Here is a 22,714-nt window from a genome sequence, read left to right on the forward strand (position 1 = left end):
AGCCATGGCAAAGGCGAGCTCAAAGCGCACGCTCACACTCATAGTCGCCGCCGAGGACGCCAGTACGTCGCAACTGCGGCCCGGCGAATCAGTAGAACACGGATTCAAGGACTGGGCACTTGGCAAGGCGGCGGCGAAGAAAGATGTAAATCTCGACGATGTTAAGTCCCAGCTTGGCGTAATTCAGGGTCAGCTCGACTCCCTCCTAGACGATCTTCCAAATCCGAAGCGGGGACCTTTCTCGCTCGATGAAGTTGAGGTTGGCCTGTCGATTACCGCCGAGGGCAGCGTAGGGATCGTGACAGTCGGCGGGGAGGTCTCTCTCACCTTAAAATTCGTTCGCAATGAGTAGCTCATGTCCGCCGTAAGAGAGCCACCTCGTCCCCATCGACCAACGCTTCGCGGACTACTATTCGGAAGCCGTGAAAGTCGCAATACTTTACTGGCAATGACCTTAGAAAACTGGATGACGGTAGTTCGGCGCCAAAGCCTCGCTCCAGGGTTTGGCATAGTCAGCGGATACAACGATGACCACCTGCGAACCTCGATTCCAGACTTTGATCCACCGGTTGAAATTCTCCCATCGGAACACCCCGATCGCGGTATTAGCCGGTACCCGATTAAGGACGGGACGAGCGGAGAACGTCTGCGGGTCTCACTGTGGGCAGTGGCTTTGGCGACGTCGCCCAAACGGTGGTCCCTAGACCAGAGACGAGTCAAACCACTCTTTAGTATGGTTGGTTTGGTCTGGATAAAATGCGAAGGCGACCATTTTCACGGTCTCAAGCTAGCGCTAATCAACTATTACTCGCCAGGCAAACTTCCCTTTGCCCCAACCCGCCAGAAGATTCTCATCGGCGGTGCGATGTTCCCTATCGTTGCGCGCCCATGGATTCCCCAGCCGCATTCCGGCTCCCGTATTCATGACGGCCACTGCTGGGTGGACTTGAGAGGTTCGGAGGGGGCGGGCGTTCTCACCGCAAGACATGTCATTAAACCGGCTGACGCGGCCCTAGGCGCAACCGTGCGGACGGACAGCCAGCGCAAGGAAGTGACCGGCAAACTGTTGCGAACGAGCCAGAAGCTCGACGTGGCAATCGTACAAGTTAACGACTCATCGAGGAGCGCAACACCGTTTGATTATTCTGACACTATCGGCTTTAAGCGAGTTCGCTACCTCACCGGACACGAAGACGTTGACGCTGATATAACAGGGTTTATGGGTTTTCGCGACGCCTTCTATTTTAGAAGCTATGACGAAAAGGAACCCCTACGTGCGGCCAACATGCTGTTAAGTAGGCCACTTGACTTTGGAGACTCTGGCTGTCTAATTGTGGATATTGAAGGTGAACATTACGGTCACATTCATCCTTATCTCATCTACCAGGGCTCCAACAACTTGGGTCGAGGCGAAGAGGGCTACGGCCTCTTTATAGCTCAGGCCGCCCACATGTGGGGGTTCCAGACTTGCCACAATGAGGCCGAAAATTAAAGGTGTGAGCAGGGCGAGTGCGCGTTGCAGCGCTTGGCTAGAAGTTCCACCAATACGTTGATCCGTAGATGTTGTAGCCGAGGGCTGTGGAGCCGAGAGAGGTCCACATGTCCTTGCGGGGATCACCCCCGTACTTTGACGTGTCGGCGAGCTTTGAGTAGACGTCTGCGGTGATGTAGGTCAGGTAGTCCGTGGACAGTGCGGCCATTTTGGCGGCGTTCCGACCCAAACGAGGTTGTTGCTGCCTCGGATTCCGATCCGCGCTATGAACAGGTCGGAGGTGTCGATGCCGACACGTTGTTTGAGGTCGAACGTGTTCTCGAGGTATTGCTTCTTGATGGCGGGCCGGAGTATTTCGATCACGGCGTAGTTGATTCTGAGCCCACATTTGGCCGCGTTTGTGTTCTTGGAGTCGCCGATGAAGACGGCCATGATGCGGTCGCCGTCGTAGGCCGTGATGACACCGCCTTCGTTACGGATGATCCGGGCGGCGCAGTAGAGGTAATACCAAGTCCCACAGCGGCTTATCGGTCTCGTACCGCCCGGCGACGTTCACCTGGTCCCACTACTGCTTCCAGGCTGCATAACCAGGCAGGTCATCGGGATCGGAGCTGTAGTCCAGTGGATCAAGCCCATCGGAATGCTGCGGGCGGATCATGTAGAAGGGTGCTAGCCGTCCGGTGTGGCGGTGGTACGCCACCACGTTGATCTTGAGCTCGCTTGGCATGTCGCTGCGCATCTGTACGCGGCCCAGAAGCTGCCACTCGTCCAGGTCGGGCACCTGCAGGCCTGTTGCCCTCGGTCAGGGTGATGGCCATCCGTCCATCGGACTGCACGTGAGCGCTCACCTGGTCGGGGCTGCTGGGGCCGTAGCCGGGCGCAGTGGCGGGGTGGGCTAGCTAGCCGTTCAATCGCCCGCCAGAACCGAGCATGGGTCCGGGTTATCGGTGCCGATCTCCAGCGGTACTCTGTTCGTCGGTAGACGCTCAAGCTGATGACAGGCCACTCGTGCTCAGCACGGCCTGACGTCTATTGAATGAGCCCTACGCTGGGGGTCGGAGAAAGTCGTTGAATAGGGGTGCGACGCGGTTGCGTCTAGATCCGTCGTTAGCTGGTTCCGTCGCACCAATCGCCACCCCCATCCGTCGTTGCCACTCGACGGGGGTCCGAGTTATAGGCTTGTGCCGCCGTTCATCAAGGGCGTCGGATAGTTCAGCCCGCCTGGCGGGAACCGACCACTGGCTCACCCCCACCTTTGGGACGACACGGCCGCCGCGCCTGCACTTTTCATGCGGACGGTTCCCAGGGTTTACTGGAATCTGTCATCGTCGGCCGTGGCGCAGCGGTTGTGTTGACCTCGCCTACCGAGCTGCGCAGGTTAGCTAGGGAGACATATGACTCCGGACGGTTCTGGACAGGTGATCTTGCGGAGAGCCTCGATCGTAGAACTCCAAGCCGCCGTCGCAGGGGGCGAGGCATTCACCCAATTGACGGGCCTAGATGCACCCGCTGGATGGCCCGAGAAGTCAGCCATGTTCGAGTACGCAATCGAACAACTTTTACTTCGTCCACACGAAATGGACTGGTGGGTCTATCTCTTCATCGACGAGTCGGGGCAGCTCGTCGGTTCCGGCGGATACCACGGCCCTCCCGTCGATGGAGCTGTCGAAATTGGATACGAGATCGCGGGCGACCTACAGGGGCGCGGACTTGGCACGGCCGCCGTGGTCGAGCTCGTCAACAAGGCATTCGAAAGCGGCAATATTGTCACAGTGGTTGCAAAGACCGAAGTCAAGACCAATCCGTCGGTGAAGATTCTCAAGGGCAGGGGATTCCGCTGCCTTGGAACGTTTTACGACGAAGGTTATAACGAGAACCAACTAGAGTGGCGGCTGGATCGTACTTAGCTGGTCCGCCGGGCGGACTGCCCAAGCATCCGGCAGGTGCCAGCGTTCAGAGTGATTCCGATTCGCCCAATTTCTGGCTATGACGGTGGCCTTTGGCTGTTCACAAGCGGACCGTCCGACCACGTGAACCGCTTGCTTTTTTGAGTCTCCCAGAATGCCGGAGTGCCCTTGTAGCGAACGTTGATACGTCGGGCGATCACGAAGGCGCCAGAAAGAGTGTGGCCGGCCTTAGTCAAAGAGTATGCGGCACTATTGATTCGCGCGCCGGTCGTATCCACGTCGTCAACCAGTAGAACACGTCGCGGCTGCGAATCTATGGCGAGGAATCCGTCTTGTGACGGATGGTTGAAGCCGAGTTCGCCCGGTCCGCGAATCAGCAGTGTCTCAACCGGAACGGTCAGCGGAAGGTCCTTGAGAACCGATTCCATTGGATGCGGCGCGGGTCTGCTAGAGGACGGCACGACGGTAATCACATCAACGGCACAGCGGTCCAAGATCCTGGCGCCGTTCTCGTAGAAATACCGAGCTATAAGGGCTTTCACTACGTCGACGTACTCTGGGATGAATGGTTCGCTCTCGTCAAGACGACCCTTATAGCAAGTGAGCCACTCTCGCAGCTGGGACGGCTTCTCGTAGAGAGAGATCATGTCCAACGGTACGGCGGGCGTGCCCAGCTTCTGGAAGTTCTGATTGCAGTTCCAACATTCGCCGGTTTCCCAGTTGGTCCATGTCCGACACCGCCAACAGGTTTCCGCTTGACCGTCGACGGGAACGGCTACGAGTTCAGGGATTGCCGTTTCAGAGAGCTCCCACAGGTGCGGGTCAACGTTTTCGATCAGTGGTCGATCTCCTTTATCGCGAGGCGAACATCATCAACGTCAGTTATGAACGCGGCTTCGCCAGCGTCCGCGAGTTTTTGTGCCCACTGCTGACGCTCTAGCCCGGGTGCCCACATGAGCACGGCGCGACCGTAGTCCATGGCGTGCCTGATCTCGTTGCGACTTCCGCTGCGGTACTCGCCTGCCATGATGATGCTGATGTCGCTCAGACCCGCGATCACGGCATTGCGACGTAGGAACGATGTACTTGTTCTCGGCGCAAACGGTGCAAATTGTGAGACGACTGCTCCCGTCGCTCGGATTCGCTGTGCGAGATCAAGGTTTTGCTCGGGGTAAATGCGCGTGATTCCAGTACCCATGACAGCGACTGTGCGGCCGCCAACGTCAAGAGCGCCCTCATGCGCAGCAGCATCAACGCCGAGGGCAAGGCCGGAAACAATAGTTGCCGAGGCAGCAAGATCTGCAGCCAATTGGCGGGTTTCTGTGAGTATCTCGTTGTTGGCAGCGCGGCTCCCGATGATGGCGATCGACGCTCGTTCTCTGCTGTCGTCGAGCGAAGCCGACGAAAAAAGTAGCGGCGGAGCATCCCAGCACTCTGCGAGCCTCGGCGGGTACGTCGGCGCGTCCGGTAGGTTCCCCGCAAGGATCGGGAACGCGATTTCGCTGATAATGAGGTGGTCAACCTGCTTGTGCCAGTGATCAATTCGCGCTGGGTCAAGGTTGGCTCGCAAGTACCCCACAAGTTCAGATTCGTGAGACTGTGCGTGGGGATCAATCAAGGCGTGGAACTGGTCGGGATCACGGAGAATCCCAGTTAGATCGCTGGGCTGGGCTGGAAGCAACTCCAGCGCGGCCATGACGATCGCAACTTGCCGCACATACTCCTGCTCCATGCGCGCAACTTTACGAGGGTGCTGTGACATCTGAATCACGGCACGCTCGGGGCTTTGTACATAGCCTGCTCAAGCAGCTTTTTCGCTGCACGTCCGGCGATGCCCGGATCGCTGTCATTGAGCAGCTCCCAGGTCGCTTTGTCGGTCGGCCGACTGCCAATGTCTGGCGGAGCGGCCAGGTTGGCTTGCCAGTAGTCACGGGCAGCACCTCCGGACCCGGCGATGGGGATCACCGCGACGCGTCGATCGTTAGCCCAACGAATCTCTTCGGCGGTGCGGCCACCGCCTCTTATAGCCACTAGTGCGCGGCAATCATCGAGGACGCCGGGAACAAGCTGCTCTCGAGTTCGATCGGTGTATATCGAGGTGCCGACCCTCTCCGGGGGCGCGTCGGGGGGCTCGCTCTTGCCGCGGAAGTGCAGCACTATATGGCTAGGGTCGTAGCTTCCTTCTTTGAGCCGGGTTCGCGCTACGTCGCGTGACGTCAGCCAACCTGCAGGGCCGCGGAGGCTGTGGATCTCCCATTGAGGCTCGTCCACAAGGGTGGATGCGACCGCAGCGCACCACGGACCGAGGATCTCTTCGTCTTGCTCGGGAGTTGGGTCTACCAATTTAGCGCTGCCAGCGATGAAGAGGCGCGGAGGGCGCGTGCGCAATGCTAGGTCTGCGAGCAGATCGGGGATTTCGCTGTGGTCCTGGATCTCGCAGACAGTCACGCCGCTGTTTTCGAGATCCATGACTCGAAGCTTGTGAATTCGCCGGTCATCGTCGGTGTCTGTAGGACCATTCGGAGGCTTCATGATCGCGATGTGGCGATCATCGGATGCTGTGCCGAGGGTTCGAGCGAGCCGTAGGAGGATCTCGATGTTGGGGTCAGAGAAGCTGAACCCCAGGAACAGCATCGTACGGCTCATGTAGGACGAGCGAAGCACTGTCCACGTACGCGGGTTGTCCAGTTCGTATCGCTCGTAGTCGGTGCGGGTGATCACCGGCGGCTGCTGCCAGGAGCCGCCCGCGCCGATACTGCCGTGCATCTTGATAATCGCCCTCTTGTGTGACGCGATCTCATGTGTCGCACCCTCGCCAGCGATGACCACCGCTTCGGGAATCGCCGTCTCTAGGAGTCGGTCGTAGTTGGTTGTCCAGATCTCCTTGATGTCGAGTTTTTGCAGGATTTGATGGCTGATGGTGGGTACCGGCGGGGTGCCCGTCATTGCAGTCAAGATGTGTGTGACAAGAGCGGCCCGTCCTCCATTAGCTGGATCGAGCGTGATGTATTCGGCGACCAGCGGCAGATCGTGATGATCAGGGATGCTGCAACGACTCTGCATCGGCGCTAAGAGCGCGCCCCAATCCGGGTAGCCAGCAGCTCGGGACAATCCGGCGCCGATGAAGACCGCGGCGTTGCCAGAAAGGATCGCTTGCCCGTACGTCTCGACGAACGCGGAATGGCTGATGGGCATATCTACATTGTGTCAAGTAATCGCTCGGTGCGAGAGCCGGCGTTCAACCGTCTCCCTCACTTGGAGCTCCGGTCGATTCGGACGCTGGGCCCGATATCGACGTACTTGCCACTGCCGAACTTGGTGGAGCGATGAATTCCGGAGTACTTCGTCGTATGCCGTCTGTTCGCTGTTGAACGCGGCCAGATCTGGGTCGCTACGATCTCGATCGCTGTTGGAGACGTACGCGAGGCGGTATCTCGGATGCAGTTGAAGGGACGCACGAACTTGTCCTTGTCGAAGGCAAGTCGCCTGAGTTTGAGAATCGTGTGCCGAGGGGCGGCGTGAGCGGCGCGATAGCCGTCAGATCAATCTCATCCGGGGCGTTGCCCGACATCCGGTGGTCGCTGCGTTCCAAAGGCGTCGTACTGCTTTTCGAGGGCGTCGCCCGCCTCCACCGCAACCGTCGTCTCTCGTTGTCCCTGTCAGCCGGAGGGTAGAGGCGGGGCGGGAGGTGTAGGCCTTATAGCGAATATGAAACGGGTCGGCCCGAACGAAAGGGGATTCAACAACGGAAGTCCCGGCCGTATCGATACACGGTCTCCCGATCACCAACCCCACCAAACATAAAGGTCACGAACCCTTTTCGAGTTCGTGACCTTTATGCCTACGGTTCGTAGAACCGCTCTCTGTGGGCGAAGGGGGACTTGAACCCCCACGTCCCGAAGGACACTGGCACCTGAAGCCAGCGCGTCTGCCATTCCGCCACTCGCCCGAATGACCGAGGCAGCGTAACACTGCGAGCGCGCCGTTCCCAAACCAGCCGATCAGCGGGCCGATCAGGCGGCCGTCAAACTGTCAGAAAACCCTTAACCTCATCTAGATCAGGTCACTGACCTGCATCGATCGGATTCTCAGAGTTCTGTTGGTCCCGCATTACGGCACCAGGCCGATACCATGCTTGTGAGCAGTGTGGCCAGAGCGACACGCGGGAGCACGGGTGGCCGTGCCGAGGCGACGTACGACAACGAGAAAAGGCGGGCGGTGACATGGGTCTGGTCGACCGCATCGAACGCAAACTCGAGTCGACCGTCGGCGATGCGTTCGCCCGGGTCTTCGGCGGCTCGATTGTGCCCCAGGAAGTAGAGACGGCGTTGTGCCGGGAAGCCGAGTCCCGAGCCCGTACGGTGGCCGGTGGACGAGTTTTGGCACCGAACGACTACGTAATTACGCTCAGTGGCACTGACTATAAGAAAGTAAGCGCCGATACTGACCTGACCTCGACCGCGTTCGCCAAACATCTGGGGGGATTCATTCGTGATCAGGGGTGGCAAACGTATGGTGATGTGGTCGTTAGATTCGAGCAATCACCGAACTTGCACACCGGACAGTTCCGCGCACATGGCGCGGTTAACCCCGATTCGACCGCTGGCGAATCCGCGCGAGCCCAAGGCGACCATGCGTTCACCGCAGAATCAGGAGAACCACCTATGACCGATAACCCGAATTACCGCGGCGGCCAGGGACAAGGGCGGCCCGGCGACGACTATTACGACGACCGTTACGGCCACCCGCAGGATGACCCCCGTGGCGGGCAGTACCCACCGGATCAAGGTGGCTATCCCCCGCAGGATCAGGGTGGCTACCCTCCGCAGCGCGGCGGTTACGGCGGCGGCGACCGCGGTGGGTACCCCGACCAGGGTGGCTACCCCGATCAAGGCGGCTACCCCGACCAGGGCGGCTACCCCCCGCAGTCCTACGAGCAGCAGCGCCCGCCCGCCGGCTACGGCGGCCAGCAAGGCGGCCAGCCGGGCGGTGGCTATGACCGCGGCTACGGCGGCCAACCGGGTGGTGGCTACGGCCAGCCCCCGCAGGCCCCCGCGGGTGGCCAACCCGGTTACGGCGGCGCCAGCGACTACGACTACGGACGTCAGGACCCCCGCCAGGGCGGCGGCTACCCGGAGCAGGGTGGCGGTTACCCCGAACAGGGCGGCTACGGCGGTGGCGGCGGACAGTCCTACGGACGCCAGGACTACGGCCAGCCGCAGGATTACGGTCGCGGCTACGCCGAGCCCCAGCAGGGCGGCGGTTACGCGGAGCCCGGCTACGGCGACGCAGCAGGCTATGGCGATCAGGGCGGCTTCGGCGGCGGCGACTACGGCGCACCGCAGGGCGGCCAGCCCGGTTACGGTGCCCAGCAGGGCGGCTACGGCGGCGGTGACTATGCCGCAGGTGGCGCTGCAGTCACGCTGCAGCTCGACGACGGCAGCGGCCGCACCTACCAGCTCCGTGAGGGCGCCAACGTGATCGGCCGCGGTCAGGACGCACAGTTCCGTCTGCCCGACACCGGGGTGTCACGCCGGCATCTCGAGATCCGGTGGGACGGCCAGGTCGCGTTGCTGTCAGATCTCAACTCCACCAACGGCACCACGGTGAACAATGCACCGGTGCAGGAGTGGCAGTTGGCCGACGGCGACGTGATCCGGCTGGGCCATTCCGAGATCATCGTGCGCGTGCATTGAGCGTCTGAGACCGGACACACCTGAGTGGCAAGCACCCCGCTTCGCCCTCACGGCGAACGCCGTCCAAGTATCGTGACGTTGCCGACGGTAGCTGAGCGATACCAGTGGGGCGGATACGGAGAGGACGTCAGATGCAGGGGTTAGTGCTGCAACTGACGCGTGTCGGATTCCTCCTGCTGCTGTGGCTGTTCATCTGGTCGGTGCTGCGCATCCTGCGGACCGATATCTATGCGCCCACGGGCGCTGTGATGGTGCGCCGGGGGTTGGCCCTCCGCGGCTCTCTGCTGCCGAGTCGGGACGGACGTCACATCGCGCGGCAATTGGTGGTCACCGAGGGCGCACTGGCCGGTACCCGCATCACATTGGGTGCCCAGCCGGTACTGATCGGCCGTGCCGACGACTCCACACTGGTGCTCACCGATGATTACGCTTCGACGCGCCACGCCCGGCTCTCGCCACGAGGTTCGGAGTGGTACGTCGAGGACCTAGGATCGACCAACGGCACATACCTTGACAGGGCGAAGGTGACAACAGCGGTAAGGGTTTCGATCGGGACGCCGGTCCGAATCGGTAAGACGGTAATCGAGTTGCGTCCGTGACGCCGCGCACGCGAGGAGCAGATCCGGCACTGCGCACGCGAGGAGCAGATCGGATACTGCGCATGCGAGGAGCACGAGAAACAACATGACCCTCGTACTCCGATATGCCGCGCGCAGTGACCGCGGGCTGGTTCGCGCCAACAACGAGGACTCGGTGTACGCCGGGGCGCGGTTGCTGGCACTGGCCGATGGCATGGGCGGCCACGCCGCAGGCGAAGTGGCCTCGCAGCTGGTCATCGCAGCGCTCGCCCACCTCGACGACGACGAACCCGGCGGCGACCTGCTGGGCAAGCTCAATACAGCCGTGGCCCAGGGCAATGCGGCGATCGCGGCACACGTCGAGGCCGACCCTGAACTCGAGGGCATGGGCACGACGCTCACCGCGATCCTGTTCGCGGGCAACCGCCTCGGCCTGCTCCACATCGGCGATTCCCGGGGATACCTGCTGCGCGATGGCGAGCTGACCCAGATCACCAAGGACGACACCTTCGTCCAGACCCTTGTCGACGAAGGTCGGATCACGGCCGAGGAGGCCCACAGCCATCCGCAGCGCTCGCTGATCATGCGGGCGCTGACCGGCCACGAGGTCGAGCCGACCCTGATCATGCGTGAGGCCAAGGCCGGCGATCGCTACCTGCTCTGCTCGGACGGTCTGTCCGATCCGGTCAGCCACGAGACCATCCACGAGGCCCTCCAGATCGAGGACGTCGCCGAGAGCGCCGACCGGTTGATCGAGCTGGCCCTGCGCGGCGGCGGACCGGACAACGTGACCGTGGTGGTCGCCGACGTCGTCGACTACGACTACGGACAGACCCAGCCGATTCTGGCCGGCGCCGTGTCCGGGGACGACGACCAGAGCGCGCCGCCGGACACCGCTGCCGGGCGGGCTTCTGCGTTCAACCCGCGCCGCAACGAGCCCAAACGAGTGGTCCCCCAGCCGGCCGAGCCGGACCGCAAGCCGCGGTCGCGACGCCGGATACTGATCGCCGCCGTACTGCTGGTGCTGGTGCTCATCTGCGGGTTGGCGATCGGGCGGCAGATCATCCGCAACAACTACTACGTCGCCGCACACGACGGCACGGTGTCGATCATGCGCGGGGTGCAGGGCTCGTTTCTGGGCATCTCCCTGCAGGAGCCGTACCGCCTGGGCTGCCTGAACGCACGCAACGAACTGTCGCTGATCGGCGTCGACGAGGACCGGAGCCGGCTCGACTGCCGCTTGATGGCGGTCGACGACCTGCGCCAGTCCGAGCGCACCTCGGTGGCGGCCGGCCTGCCCGGTGGCACGCAGGACGAGGCCATCAAGCAGATCAACGACATGGCCCACGGCTCCGTCCTGCCGGTGTGTGCGCCGCGCACCGCGCCGACGACATCGAGGCCCACCCCACCGCCCAGTCCGTCGCCGTCGCCGTCACCTGCTCCGGGTGTCGCGCCGACTCCGGCACCTGGCGCGGAGACGCCGGCACCCGAAACGCCTGCGCCTGAATCCTCGGCGCCCGGGACCGCCGTTGTGCCGGCTCCGGTCCTACCGACACAGTCCCCGACGGTCACCGCATTGCCGCCCCCACCACAAGAACCGGGGAAGAACTGCCGAGCCGTGTCATGACGACTCAACCCCAGTCGCCGGTTACCGTCATGCCGCCGCTCCCCAATCGGCGCAACGCGGAACTTCTGCTTCTGGGGTTCGCGGCCTTCATCACCACCATCGCGCTGCTGATCGTCGAGGCCAACCAGGAGCAGGGCCTGAGCTGGGACCTGGTCGGCTACGTCGTCGCCTTCATCGCCCTGATGGGCGTCGCCCACCTGGCCATCCGCCGGTTCGCGCCGTATGCCGACCCGCTGCTGCTCCCGGTCGTGGCGCTGCTCAACGGGCTGGGCCTGGTCATGATCCACCGGCTCGACCTGGCCAAGGGGGAAACCGCGACGGATGGGCTCGGTGGCACCGCGAGCCAGCAGATGACGTGGCTGCTGATCGGCGTGATCGGCTTCTCCGTCGTGGTCGCGTTGCTGACCGACCACCGCATGCTTGCCCGGTACGGGTATATCTGTGCGCTGACCGGCCTTGTGCTCCTTGTGATTCCGGCATTGCTGCCGACGAGATACTCCGAGCAGTACGGCGCCAAGATCTGGATCCAGTTCCCCGGCTTCTCGATTCAGCCCGCCGAGTTCTCCAAGATCCTGCTGCTGATCTTCTTCGCTGCGGTGCTGGTGGCCAAGCGCGATCTGTTCACCAGTGCGGGGAAACATTTCTTCGGCCTCGACCTGCCACGGCCCCGTGACCTGGCTCCCCTGCTGCTGGCCTGGGCCGCCTCGGTGGGCGTGATGGTCTTCGAAAAGGACTTGGGCACTTCCCTTCTGCTGTATGCCTCGTTCCTCGTGCTCGTCTACGTGGCTACCGAGCGCCTCAGCTGGGTGGTGATCGGGCTGACCCTCTTCGCCGCGGGAAGCGTTGTGGCATACCAGGTTTTCGGCCATGTCCGGGTGCGGGTGGAGACCTGGCTCGACCCGTTCGCCGATCCCGACGGCGCCGGCTACCAGATGGTGCAATCCCTGTTCAGCTTCGCCACCGGCGGCATCTTCGGCACCGGTCTGGGCAACGGACAACCCGGGACGGTGCCCGCCGCAGCCACCGACTTCATCATCGCCGCGATCGGCGAGGAGCTCGGATTGGTCGGGCTCGCAGGCGTTCTCATGCTCTACACGATCTTCATCATCCGTGGCATGCGCACCGCGATCGCGGTGCGTGACAGCTTCGGCAAGCTGCTGGCCGCCGGCCTGTCCGCCACCCTGGCCATCCAGCTGTTCATCGTCGTCGGAGGCGTCACCAAGCTGATTCCCCTGACCGGGCTGACCACCCCGTGGATGTCCTACGGCGGATCTTCGCTGCTGGCCAACTACATCCTGCTGGCCATCCTGGTGCGCATCTCTCACTCCGCACGGCGGCCGATCACCACCACGCCGGCGCCCAACCCCACCCCGATCGCTGCGGCCAGCACCGAGGTGATCGAGAAGGTATGAACACCTCCCTGCGCCGGGTGGCAGTCACGATCATGGTGCTGATCGTGCTGCTGTTGGCCAACGCCACGATCACCCAGGTTTTCACCGCCGACGGGCTACGTGCGGACCCGCGCAATCAGCGGGTGCTGCTCGACGAGTACTCGCGCCAGCGGGGCCAGATCACCGCAGGCGGCCAGCTGCTGGCCTATTCGAAGGCCACCGACGGCCGGTTCCGCTTCCTGCGGGTCTACCCGAACCCCGAGGTGTACGCCCCGATCACCGGCTTCTACTCGCTGGGCTATTCCAGTACCGGGCTGGAGCGGGCCGAGGACACCATCCTCAACGGCTCCGACGAGCGCCTCTTCGGCCGCCGGCTGGCCGATTTCTTCACCGGCCGCGACCCGCGCGGTGGCAATGTCGACACCACCATCAATCCGCAGGTGCAGCAGGCCGCCTGGGATGCGCTGCAGCACGGCTGCAACGACGGCCCCTGCAAGGGCTCTGTGGTGGCCCTGGAGCCCTCGACAGGCAAGATCCTTGCCATGGCGTCGTCTCCCTCCTACGACCCCAACCAACTCGCCACACACGACCTGGGCGCCCAGAGCGAGGCCTGGCAGCAGTTGCGCGACAACGAGCAGTCCCCACTTCTCAACCGCGCCATCTCGGAGACCTACCCGCCGGGCTCCACGTTCAAGGTGATCACCACCGCGGCTGCGCTTCAGGCCGGCGCCACTCCGGATACCCAGCTGACCGCGGCGCCGCGGATCCCGCTACCCGACAGCACCGCGACGCTGGAGAACTTCGGCGGATCCTCGTGCGGTCCCGGTCCCACCGCGACGCTGCGTGAGGCGTTCGCCAGATCCTGCAACACCGCGTTCGTTCAGCTGGGCCTCAACACCGGCGCCGACAAACTCAAGTCCACCGCCCAGGCGTTCGGACTCGACGAAGCCCCGCCCACCATTCCGCTACAGGTGGCCGAATCGACCACCGGGCCGATTTCGGACGCGGCGGCACTGGGTATGTCCAGCATCGGGCAGCGGGATGTCGCTTTGACACCCCTGCAAAATGCGCAGGTGGCCGCCACCATTGCGAATGACGGCATCGCCATGCGCCCGTATCTTGTGGATAGCCTAAAAGGACCCGACCTGGCCACGATCGCCACCACCGCCCCCGCCCAAGAGCGCCGGGCGGTGTCACCCCAGGTCGCAGCTACACTTACGGACTTGATGGTCGCCGCCGAGCAGGTGACTCAGCAGAAGGGAGCCATCGCCGGCGTGCAGATCGCTTCTAAGACCGGTACGGCAGAGCACGGGACGGATCCCCGTAACACTCCGCCGCATGCCTGGTACATCGCATTCGCACCGGCCAGTGACCCCAAGGTCGCGGTCTCGGTGTTGATCGAGGACGGCGGGGACCGGTTGTCGGCCACCGGCGGCGCACTCGCCGCCCCGATCGGACGTGCCACCATTTCGGCGGCACTGCGGGAGGCGTCATGAGTCACCTCGCCGGAGGCGAGAAATGAGCCCGCGCGTTGGAGTCACGCTGTCCGGGCGTTACCGGCTGCAGCGGCTGATCGCCACGGGCGGCATGGGTCAGGTCTGGGAGGCTGTCGACTCCCGGCTGGGCCGGCGCGTCGCGGTCAAGGTACTCAAGGCCGAGTTTTCCACCGATGCCGAGTTCGTCGAGCGGTTCCGGGCCGAGGCCCGCACGGTGGCCATGCTCAACCACCCCGGCATCGCCAGCGTGTACGACTACGGCGAGACCGAGCTGGACGGCGAGGGCCGCACGGCGTACCTGGTGATGGAGCTGATCAACGGCGAGCCGTTGAACTCGGTGATCAAGCGCACCGGCCGGTTGTCGCTGCGCCACGCCCTGGACATGCTCGAGCAGACGGGACGCGCCCTGCAGGTGGCACACACCGCTGGCCTCGTGCACCGCGACGTCAAACCGGGCAACATCCTGATCACCCCGACCGGTCAGGTGAAGCTGACCGACTTCGGTATCGCCAAGGCTGTCGACGCCGCCCCGGTCACCCAGACCGGCATGGTGATGGGCACCGCGCAGTACATCGCGCCCGAGCAGGCGCTTGGCCATGACGCCACCGCGGCCAGCGACGTGTACTCCCTGGGAGTCGTCGGCTACGAATCTGTCTCCGGCAAGCGGCCGTTCACCGGCGACGGTGCGCTGACGGTGGCGATGAAGCACATCAAGGAGACCCCGCCGCCGCTGCCCGCCGATCTGCCGCCCAACGTGCGGGAGCTGATCGAGATCACCCTGGTGAAGAACCCGGGGATGCGTTACAAGTCGGGCGGCCCCTTCGCCGACGCGGTCGCCGCGGTGCGCTCCGGTCGTCGTCCCCCGCGTCCCAACCAGGCTCCGACGCTCGGTCGGGCCGCCCCGGCGGCGGTTCCGTCGGCAGCGCAGGCGCGCGCCGCAGCGGACCTCAGCGGCCGCACCCCGGTGACCGCCACCCGGGCCAGGCCGACCACGGCCGCACACCGGCCCGCGCCCGCCCCGCGACGCACGTTCTCGTCGGGTCAACGTGCCCTGCTGTGGGCCGCCGGGGTACTCGGCGCGCTGGCAATCGTGATTGCCATCCTGATCGTCCTCAATGCTCAGGACCGCAAGGATCAACCCCCGCCCACCGTCACCGACACGGTGACCCAGACGACGCCCTACCAAACGCCGGCAGCGTTGCCGGACCTGGCATTCCACGCGATCGTGCCCAGGGGAGCCGCCGCTCAGGTTGTCCCGAAGGCACCAGAACAGATACTGCAATGACGACGCCTCAGCATCTCTCTGACCGATATGAACTCGGTGAAATCCTCGGCTTCGGCGGCATGTCCGAAGTCCACATCGCACGCGACACGCGGTTGCACCGCGATGTCGCGGTCAAGGTCCTGCGCGCCGACCTGGCCCGCGACCCCAGCTTCTACCTGCGTTTCCGCCGGGAAGCGCAGAACGCGGCCGCGCTGAACCATCCCGCCATCGTTGCGGTGTACGACACCGGCGAGGCCGAGACACCCAACGGGCCGCTGCCCTACATCGTCATGGAGTACGTCGACGGTGTGACGCTGCGCGACATCGTGCACACCGAGGGTCCGATCCCGCCGAAGCGCGCGATCGAGATCATCGCCGACGCCTGCCAGGCGCTGAACTTCAGCCACCAGCACGGCATCGTGCACCGGGACGTCAAGCCGGCCAACATCATGATCAGCAAGGCCAATGCTGTGAAGGTGATGGACTTCGGTATCGCGCGGGCCCTGGCCGATACCGGCAACAGCGTCACGCAGACCGCCGCGGTGATCGGCACCGCGCAGTACCTGTCGCCCGAGCAGGCCCGCGGGGAAACCGTCGACGCTCGTTCCGACGTGTACTCACTGGGCTGCGTGCTCTACGAAATCCTCACGGGCGAACCACCTTTCATCGGTGACTCCCCGGTGGCAGTGGCCTATCAGCATGTCCGCGAGGATCCGGTCCCGCCGTCGAGCCGGCACACGGGCATCTCCCCAGAGCTCGACGCCGTCGTGCTCAAGGCACTGGCCAAGAATCCGGACAATCGCTACCAGACCGCGGCCGACATGCGCACTGATCTGATCCGCGTGCACAGCGGCGAGGCTCCCGAGGCACCCAAGGTGCTCACCGACGCCGAGCGGACGTCGATGATGAACTCCGGGCCGATGCTGACCCAGGGTGGCGCTGCGCCCACCCAGAACCTGGTGGTGCCTCGCCCCGCCGACCGCAACGCCTCGCTGGCCCGTTGGCTGATCGCCGTCGCGGTACTGGCGGTGCTGACTGTCGTGGTGACAGTCGCGATCAACATGTTCGACGGCAAGCCACGCGACGTGCAGGTGCCCGACGTGAGCAGTCAGCGTTCGGCCGACGCCGTCGCCACACTGCAGAACCGCGGGTTCAAGACCCGCACCGAAGACAAGCCGGACAACCAGATTCGGCCGGGGTACGTCATCAGCACCGACCCGGGGGCCAACAGCATGGCGGCCGCCGGTGACGAGATCACCGTGAACGTCTCCCGCGGACCCGAGCAGGCCCAGATCCCCGACGTCGCCGGCCTGTCCCCGAGCCAGGCCCGACAGAAGCTGAAGGACGCCGGGTTCGACAAGGTCAAGGAATCGGCGAGCCCGTCGACGCCGGAGCAGAAGGGCCGGGTGCTGGCCACCAACCCGCCGGCCAACCAAACCGCGGGGATCATCTACGAGGTCACCCTCGTGGTGGGTTCGGGCCCCGAGGACACCTCGGTTCCCGATTGCAAGGGTCAGAGCGCCGATGTGTGCAAGCAGATTTTGACCGCCTCGGGCTTCACCAACACCGTGGTCATCGACGTCGACAACACCGCGCCTCCAGGGCAGGTGGTGGGTACCGAACCAGCCGCCGGCACGTCGGTTCCCAAGGACACGCCGATCCAGATCCACGTTTCCAAGGGCAACCAGTTCGTCATGCCCAACCTGGTCGGCCAGGTCTGGGACGACGTCTATCCGCGACTGACCTCTCTCGGCTGGACCGGGGTACTGGACAAGGGGCCTGACATCCGCGACAGCGGTCAGCGCACCAACGCTGTCGTCACCCAGAGTCCGCCGGCGGGCAGCGCGGTGAACTTCGGGGCGAAGGTCACGCTGAGCTTCGCGTCGTAGCCGCCGCTACGGCGTGGGCCACCTCGGCCTCGAGCGCGGCCACCAGACGTTCCTCCGGGGCGGCACCGCAGACGCCGAGCCAGTTGGCCAGCATGCGGTGCCCGCCCTGGGTCAGGATCGACTCCGGGTGGAACTGCACGCCGTGGATGGGGAGCTCGGTGTGCCGCACCGCCATGATCACTCCGCTGTCGGTCCGCCCGATCACCTCGAGCTCGTCCGGCACGGTCTCGGGCAGGATCGTCAGCGAGTGGTAGCGGGTCGCGGTGAACGGATCGGGGAGACCCTTGAGCACGCCGGCGTCGGAGTGATGCACCACGCTGGTCTTGCCGTGCAGCAGTTCGGGTGCGCGGTCGACCGTGCCGCCGAAGGCGACGCCGATGGCCTGATGCCCCAGGCAGACGCCGAGTAGGGGAGTGCCTGCCGCCGCGCACGCGTGTACGAGCGGGATCGTGGCGCCGGCACGTTCCGGGGTGCCGGGGCCGGGGCTGAGCAGCACGCCGTCGAAGTCGGCTGCGATCTTGGCGAGGTCCGCCTCGGTGGCCAGGCGCTCATCGTCGTTGCGCCAGACCAGCGCGTCCACCCCGAGCTGGCCCAGATACTGGACCAGGTTGAACACGAAGCTGTCATAGTTGTCGACGACCAGAACCTGCATCGGCCCAGGTTACTGGATGATCCAGGGCATCGATTCTGCGGTGACGGCGGTCTGTACTCGCACTTTTGCGCCCCGGTCGCGGAGTCAGCGCAGACAGAGATCAATAGCCGACAGGGCCCGCAGGTTTCGCGTAGCGCATTCGCACCGGCTCGGTGTGCCCCGTCAGCTCTACCTCGGCCCGGGGCTCCTCGACATAGCCCAATCCGAAGCGCACCACGTACTGCTTGTACAGGGTGACCAGAGGGGCTGCCGCGAGCGCGGCCTGCATGGCCGGGGCGTCGCCGATCGCGGTGATCACGTAGGGCGGACTGTAGGTGCGGCCGTTGAGCAGCAGGGTGTTGCCGACGCAGCGGGGCGCCGAGGTCGCGATGATGCGTTGGTCCTGCATCTGGATGCCTTCAGCACCGGCACTCCACAGCGCATTGAGGACGGCCTGGATGTCCTGTTGATGTACCACGAGGTCGTCGGGGGAGGCGTCGCGGGGGAAGCGCCCCTGGGCGTCGCGTTGGGCATCGTTGAGGGTGACCACCAGGCCAGGCCCACGCATGGGAACTGTGCCCGCGTCCACGGCCAACTGGGCCGAACGTCGGGTGATGGCCTCGAGGGCCGCGTGGGAGCCTGGCGATCCGCCGTGGTGACTGTCGATCTCGGTGGCCAGCGAGTCGCGCTGGGCCGTGAGCCGGTCGACGGACTGTTGGGCCTCACGCACGAGGTCGACGAGCCGGGGTGCGTCGCTGCGGCGAATCTCGTCACCACCCGAGACCCCGTGGGTGGCGGCCAGCAACAAACCGGCGGCCAGGCAGACCACCGGGACGCCGAAGCGCCAGGGGGATCGATCCGGTTGGTCCATCGCAGTCTCTCCTGGACGTGCAGCTACGTTAGGCTCGTGAGGCATCCTGCCTCATCGTCGCACCGTGTGACGCCGACTGTCCGCGAAGGTACCCATGCCCAAGTCCAAAGTCCGTAAGAAGAACGATTTCACCATCAAGCAGGTGAGCCGGACTCCGGTCAAGGTGAAAGCCGGACCGTCGAGTGTGTGGTTCGTCGCGCTGTTCATCGGTCTCATGCTGTTCGGCCTGTTGTGGCTGCTGGTTTTCCAGCTCGCCGCGACCAACCCCGTGGACACCCCGTCCTTCCTTCAGTGGATGGCCGATATGGGTCCGTGGAACTACGCGGTCGCCTTTGCCTTCATGATCAGCGGGCTGTTGCTCACGATGCGCTGGCGTTGATCCGAGAGCAGACGATAATGAATTCATCTTACGTTTTCAGCGTTACCAGCCCAGCAACGCCGGCGATGCTCAATCACATCGTTGTGATTCATCCCCATTGGGGATAGCACCTGTGGATAACTCCATTAGTCGCGGTAAGAGGGTGTGAAGAACCCGTGCAGCAAACTCATTGGAGCCCACCGGCCGCTGGAGTCGCAGGTTGCGCCGTAGCCGGACTAGCGATGGCTATCGCAGCTGTGACCGTGATCACAGACCCGCCCGGACGTGTTCTTGCCGGCATAGCTGGGGTGGGATTGCTCACGTTCGCAACATTGTCGTGGCGGGCCCGGCCGAAACTGGCAATCAACCAAGACAGTCTCACCGTCGCCGGTTGGCTGCGGACCCGGACGTATCGCCGCAATGAGATCCGGAAGATCCGCATCACCGAGTTCCGTCGCATCGCCCGCAAGGTCCGCCTGCTCGAGATCGACACGGTCGACGACCGGCTGGAGGTCCTCACGCGGTGGGACCTGGGAACAGACCCCCTCGACGTCCTCGACGCGCTCACCCAGGCCGGTTTCTCGACCGGCTAGGCCCGGAAATGAAAATTCCCCACACAACACGCGACGCCCCCGAGTCCGGGGGCGTCGCGCATTGGTATGTGCGGGGAAGTGCCCGTTATGACACGGTGATCGATTCCACGACGACCGGGTCGGTCGGGCGGTCGGAGCGATCGGTCGGGGTGGAGGCGATCGCGTCGACCACCTTCTGCGACTCGGCGTCGACGACCTCACCGAAGATGGTGTGGCGACGGTTCAGGTGCGGCGTCTTGCCGACCGTGATGAAGAACTGCGAGCCGTTGGTGCCCGGCCCGGCGTTGGCCATGGCCAGCAGGTAGGGCTTGTCGAACTGGAGCTCAGGGTGGAACTCGTCGGCGAACTTGTAGCCGGCGTCGCCACGCCCGGTACCGGTCGGGTCACCGCCCTGGATCATGAAGCCGTCGATCACCCGGTGGAAGATGACGCCGTCGTAGAACGGACCGGAGGTGCCGCCCGAGGCGTTCTCGGTGGTGTAGTCCTTGGTGCCCTGCGCCAAGCCGACGAAGTTGGCCACGGTCTTGGGAGCGTGGTTTCCGAACAGTGCGATCTTGATGTCGCCGCGGTTGGTGTGCAATGTCGCCGTCGCGGTCTGAATGGGGCTCGTCACGGCTACTCAGTCTGCCATCCCTGTTCGCGGCGAGGGTCAGATACCCCACCAAGCGCCCCAGACCCGCGCAGAGATGGCAGTCTGGATCTCAGCCGACAGATGGCCCACCCGGGTCCGTCGCCAGTGTCCCGCCAGTGCCCAGAAAGGTGCCAGATGACCGCGAACGTCGATACCCGGTTGGCCCCCCGTCAGCGCCTAGCCCGCGGCTTGAAATACAGCGCTGTCGGTCCGGTCGACGTGACCCGCGGCGTGGTGGGCCTGAGCGCCAACACCGTGTCCGCCGTTGCCGCCGGGCTCCGCAAGCGCTACGACTCGGGCAAGCTGCGCCGTCAGCTCACCGCCGCCGCGGAAGCGGTGGCGGCGTTGCCCGAGGTACTGCAGGAGGCGGCGGCAGCTCCCGAGCCCAAGCGACGTCGCCGCCGGTTGGTGCTCGCCGGGGTCGCCGCGGCAGTCCTTGCCGGTGGGGCCGTGACGTTCTCGATCGTGCGGCGGTCCACTCGGCCCGAGCCCTCTCCGCTGCCGCCCAGCGTCGAGGTCAATCCGAAGCCCTGACGCCGTAGCGGCTGCGCGCCCGGCTATTGGTTGAACTGCGCCTCGGCCGGATCGCACACCTTCCACGCGCCCGATTCCTTGCGCAAGTACAGCGAACCGGAGTGCTCGGAGTTCGGTCGCAGGAATTGGACCTGCGCCACATCGTCTTTCACCGTGACGTCCGTGACTTCGAACGGCTGACGGTTGTCCTTGGCCCCCGGACCCGAATCGCCAGGATCGAAGCCGTCGCCGTCGGTGACCAGGTCATGCTCCTCCTGACAGAGTGTCGCCAGCATCTTGTCCTGATCCTGGGTGTCTATCGCGTCGGCGAATTGAGAAGCGACGTCCTTGATCGCCCCCTTTTCCCGACTCGTCGAGAACCAGATCCAACCGCCGACACCGCACAGGATCAGTAGCACCGGCACGGCGATCGCCAACGCGATCAACAACTTCGACCTGCCCGCACTCCTTCCGGGCTGCTCCTGCTGATATCCCTGCCACGGTTGCGGAAATCCCGACTGCGAAATCCCATAGACCGGCGGGGCGCCGCCGGGCGCCGGGTATCCCGATGGGGGATAGCTCGGCGGCTGCCCGTAACCCGTTGGCGGACAAGGCTGTTGCGGCGACGCCCAGTCAGGCGCGCCGGGACGGTTCGGGTCACCACCAAACGGTGACGTCGGTCCTGTCATCACACCTCACTCCACCTTGCCTTTTGCGGTCAATTCGGCGGCCACTTGATCGAAGCCGATCTCCACCCGACTCACTCTCCGTTGGCCCTCACGAGGTTGTCGATGATGTCCTGCAGCTGATTTCGGGTTTCGTTCTGTAGCTGTATCTGTTTTCCCGCCCAGCTCCGGTCCGCCTCGGGCAGCATGCGTGCAGCGCTGCCCGAATACTCGGCGGTGTTCGCAGTCCAGGACATCCATTGGAAGTTCAGCGGTACCTGCGACAGCAGATACATCTGATCCGAGGTCAACTTCAGGAAGCCAGGAAGCTTGATCAGCTCCGCCAGCGGAACAATGTGGTCCGGCACGACTTTCGCGTCGCCGGCCGGTGTCTCTCCGATCTTCTGTCCCGGATAGGCCGGGTCGGGGGCTCCTGCCGGCGGCGCGGCTGCACCGGCAAGGTGGATATCTTTCGGCACGTTCCTCGAGCTGTCTCCGCGCAGAGCTTCGTACAGTGGCCGTTCCGGCGCGTCCTTGGGCATCGTTTCCCGATCCCCCTTGCGGACGGACGGCGGCTGATAGCCCGCGGGGATACCTTTCCTCGCGTCGTCGATCGCGAGCCGTTGCGCTGCCGTGGGCGTGGCCAGCTGTAGCCCTGACGGGTCCTTGGGCGTCAGCACCGCGACTGCGGCGTCGCACGCGTCGATACGCGGCATCAGCGCGCTGCGGTCGGCCTCGAGCTGTACCTTCTCCGCGTTGAACACATCGACAGCGGCATGGTCGTAGGCGTTGACGGAGCCGGTCCGGCTGTTGTGATCGTTCGCGCGCTGTATCCACGCATCAAGTTGGGCAGCGGGGTCGGGGCACACCTGATGGAGGACGTCGGCGCGAGCCACAGACAAGACGGGCCCGGCGATGACGGACGCCCACATCAGCCCCGCTGCGAATACCGGCGCGAGCAACACGCGCACCATTCTGCTGACCACCACTTGCCCCCCGACTGCCCGAAAACTCCCGGCCACATTCAAGCACGCAGGTTATGGCCGGCCTGTGGTCGGAAACAAGAAAAGCGGCCCCGGATGGCTGTCACCGGAACCGCTTTGACCGAACTT

At 64.3% G+C, this 22,714-nt stretch carries 23 protein-coding genes and 1 tRNA gene; 13 read left to right on the forward strand and 11 right to left on the reverse strand.

The features are described 5' to 3' along the window. Positions 1 to 4 precede the first annotated feature (4 nt). Both AC4ELH_RS12575 and AC4ELH_RS12580 read left to right on the forward strand, forming a co-directional pair. Complete coding sequence (locus tag AC4ELH_RS12575; RefSeq protein ID WP_498884720.1) at positions 5 to 352, forward strand: Pepco domain-containing protein; 348 nt, start codon at positions 5 to 7, stop codon at positions 350 to 352. Between the two features lie 381 nt (positions 353 to 733). Further along, positions 734 to 1,492, forward strand: coding sequence for a trypsin-like peptidase domain-containing protein (locus AC4ELH_RS12580; RefSeq protein ID WP_498884722.1), 759 nt, complete (start codon positions 734 to 736; stop codon positions 1,490 to 1,492). Between the two features lie 37 nt (positions 1,493 to 1,529). Here the strand turns inward: AC4ELH_RS12580 and AC4ELH_RS12585 are convergent, their stop codons facing one another. Together AC4ELH_RS12585 and AC4ELH_RS12590 are read right to left on the reverse strand one after the other, a co-directional pair. Next, a complete protein-coding gene (locus AC4ELH_RS12585) occupies positions 1,530 to 1,700 on the reverse strand; it encodes a hypothetical protein (RefSeq protein WP_498884724.1) in 171 nt (56 codons plus the stop codon). 357 nt (positions 1,701 to 2,057) lie between these two features. Then, positions 2,058 to 2,273, reverse strand: a complete 216-nt coding sequence (locus AC4ELH_RS12590) for a hypothetical protein (RefSeq protein ID WP_498884726.1) — start codon at positions 2,271 to 2,273, stop codon at positions 2,058 to 2,060. 613 nt (positions 2,274 to 2,886) lie between these two features. On the opposite strand from AC4ELH_RS12590, the gene AC4ELH_RS12595 reads away from it, so the two are divergent. Continuing rightward, positions 2,887 to 3,399: a GNAT family N-acetyltransferase gene (locus AC4ELH_RS12595; RefSeq protein WP_498884727.1), complete on the forward strand. Its 513-nt coding sequence runs from the start codon at positions 2,887 to 2,889 to the stop codon at positions 3,397 to 3,399. Positions 3,400 to 3,476: 77 nt separating this feature from the next. Here the strand turns inward: AC4ELH_RS12595 and AC4ELH_RS12600 are convergent, their stop codons facing one another. The 4 genes from AC4ELH_RS12600 to AC4ELH_RS12615 all read right to left on the reverse strand — a co-directional run bounded on the left by AC4ELH_RS12600 (position 3,477) and on the right by AC4ELH_RS12615 (position 7,348). Beyond that, positions 3,477 to 4,046: a phosphoribosyltransferase gene (locus AC4ELH_RS12600; RefSeq protein WP_498884729.1), complete on the reverse strand. Its 570-nt coding sequence runs from the start codon at positions 4,044 to 4,046 to the stop codon at positions 3,477 to 3,479. 188 nt (positions 4,047 to 4,234) lie between these two features. Next, positions 4,235 to 5,131, reverse strand: coding sequence for a DNA-processing protein DprA (locus AC4ELH_RS12605; protein ID WP_498884731.1), 897 nt, complete (start codon positions 5,129 to 5,131; stop codon positions 4,235 to 4,237). A 35-nt stretch (positions 5,132 to 5,166) separates the two neighbouring features. Beyond that, positions 5,167 to 6,594, reverse strand: coding sequence for an SIR2 family protein (locus tag AC4ELH_RS12610; RefSeq protein WP_498884733.1), 1,428 nt, complete (start codon positions 6,592 to 6,594; stop codon positions 5,167 to 5,169). Between the two features lie 671 nt (positions 6,595 to 7,265). Next, positions 7,266 to 7,348, reverse strand: a tRNA-Leu gene (locus tag AC4ELH_RS12615). Positions 7,349 to 7,622: 274 nt separating this feature from the next. Here AC4ELH_RS12615 and AC4ELH_RS12620 point away from each other — a divergent pair. The 7 genes from AC4ELH_RS12620 (at position 7,623) to pknB (ending at position 17,340) form a co-directional block, all read left to right on the forward strand. After that, complete coding sequence (locus AC4ELH_RS12620) at positions 7,623 to 9,095, forward strand: FHA domain-containing protein (RefSeq protein WP_498884735.1); 1,473 nt, start codon at positions 7,623 to 7,625, stop codon at positions 9,093 to 9,095. A gap of 131 nt (positions 9,096 to 9,226) precedes the next feature. Continuing rightward, positions 9,227 to 9,694 carry an FHA domain-containing protein FhaB/FipA gene (locus AC4ELH_RS12625; RefSeq protein ID WP_055119261.1) on the forward strand — a complete coding sequence of 156 codons (468 nt, stop codon included), beginning with the start codon at positions 9,227 to 9,229 and terminating at the stop codon, positions 9,692 to 9,694. 85 nt (positions 9,695 to 9,779) lie between these two features. After that, positions 9,780 to 11,300, forward strand: a complete 1,521-nt coding sequence (locus tag AC4ELH_RS12630; RefSeq protein ID WP_064885489.1) for a PP2C family protein-serine/threonine phosphatase — start codon at positions 9,780 to 9,782, stop codon at positions 11,298 to 11,300. Next, a complete protein-coding gene (locus AC4ELH_RS12635) occupies positions 11,297 to 12,712 on the forward strand; it encodes an FtsW/RodA/SpoVE family cell cycle protein (protein ID WP_448444435.1) in 1,416 nt (471 codons plus the stop codon). The genes AC4ELH_RS12630 and AC4ELH_RS12635 overlap by 4 nt, the downstream gene beginning before the upstream one ends. Beyond that, positions 12,709 to 14,187, forward strand: coding sequence for a D,D-transpeptidase PbpA (pbpA, locus tag AC4ELH_RS12640; protein WP_064885492.1), 1,479 nt, complete (start codon positions 12,709 to 12,711; stop codon positions 14,185 to 14,187). Before AC4ELH_RS12635 ends, pbpA begins: the two co-directional genes overlap by 4 nt. A 22-nt stretch (positions 14,188 to 14,209) precedes the next feature. Continuing rightward, a complete protein-coding gene (locus AC4ELH_RS12645; protein ID WP_055119253.1) occupies positions 14,210 to 15,472 on the forward strand; it encodes a protein kinase domain-containing protein in 1,263 nt (420 codons plus the stop codon). Continuing rightward, positions 15,469 to 17,340 (forward strand): Stk1 family PASTA domain-containing Ser/Thr kinase, encoded by a 1,872-nt coding sequence (gene pknB / locus AC4ELH_RS12650; RefSeq protein ID WP_064957525.1) that lies wholly within the window; start codon positions 15,469 to 15,471, stop codon positions 17,338 to 17,340. Before AC4ELH_RS12645 ends, pknB begins: the two co-directional genes overlap by 4 nt. Here pknB and AC4ELH_RS12655 read toward each other — a convergent pair. Both AC4ELH_RS12655 and AC4ELH_RS12660 read right to left on the reverse strand, forming a co-directional pair. Continuing rightward, a complete protein-coding gene (locus AC4ELH_RS12655; protein ID WP_498884739.1) occupies positions 17,318 to 17,992 on the reverse strand; it encodes an aminodeoxychorismate/anthranilate synthase component II in 675 nt (224 codons plus the stop codon). The genes pknB and AC4ELH_RS12655 overlap by 23 nt on opposite strands. Positions 17,993 to 18,092: 100 nt before the next feature. Further along, positions 18,093 to 18,842: a DUF881 domain-containing protein gene (locus tag AC4ELH_RS12660; protein WP_055119247.1), complete on the reverse strand. Its 750-nt coding sequence runs from the start codon at positions 18,840 to 18,842 to the stop codon at positions 18,093 to 18,095. Between the two features lie 94 nt (positions 18,843 to 18,936). Between AC4ELH_RS12660 and crgA the strand changes: the two genes are divergently transcribed. After that, positions 18,937 to 19,221, forward strand: a complete 285-nt coding sequence (gene crgA / locus AC4ELH_RS12665) for a cell division protein CrgA (protein WP_036443688.1) — start codon at positions 18,937 to 18,939, stop codon at positions 19,219 to 19,221. Between the two features lie 155 nt (positions 19,222 to 19,376). Next, positions 19,377 to 19,793, forward strand: a complete 417-nt coding sequence (locus AC4ELH_RS12670) for a PH domain-containing protein (protein WP_064885497.1) — start codon at positions 19,377 to 19,379, stop codon at positions 19,791 to 19,793. An 85-nt stretch (positions 19,794 to 19,878) separates the two neighbouring features. Here AC4ELH_RS12670 and AC4ELH_RS12675 read toward each other — a convergent pair whose 3' ends face one another. Continuing rightward, positions 19,879 to 20,406, reverse strand: coding sequence for a peptidylprolyl isomerase (locus AC4ELH_RS12675; RefSeq protein WP_064885499.1), 528 nt, complete (start codon positions 20,404 to 20,406; stop codon positions 19,879 to 19,881). A gap of 153 nt (positions 20,407 to 20,559) precedes the next feature. Here AC4ELH_RS12675 and cwsA point away from each other — a divergent pair, with 153 nt between their 5' ends. Next, a complete protein-coding gene (gene cwsA / locus AC4ELH_RS12680; RefSeq protein ID WP_064885500.1) occupies positions 20,560 to 20,958 on the forward strand; it encodes a cell wall synthesis protein CwsA in 399 nt (132 codons plus the stop codon). 23 nt (positions 20,959 to 20,981) lie between these two features. Here the strand turns inward: cwsA and AC4ELH_RS12685 are convergent, their stop codons facing one another. Together AC4ELH_RS12685 and AC4ELH_RS12690 are read right to left on the reverse strand one after the other, a co-directional pair. Beyond that, positions 20,982 to 21,626 (reverse strand): Rv0361 family membrane protein, encoded by a 645-nt coding sequence (locus AC4ELH_RS12685; RefSeq protein ID WP_498884743.1) that lies wholly within the window; start codon positions 21,624 to 21,626, stop codon positions 20,982 to 20,984. A gap of 71 nt (positions 21,627 to 21,697) precedes the next feature. Further along, positions 21,698 to 22,567, reverse strand: coding sequence for a hypothetical protein (locus AC4ELH_RS12690; RefSeq protein WP_498884745.1), 870 nt, complete (start codon positions 22,565 to 22,567; stop codon positions 21,698 to 21,700). Positions 22,568 to 22,714 lie beyond the last annotated feature (147 nt).

This window comes from Mycobacterium shunyiense (assembly GCF_058270075.1).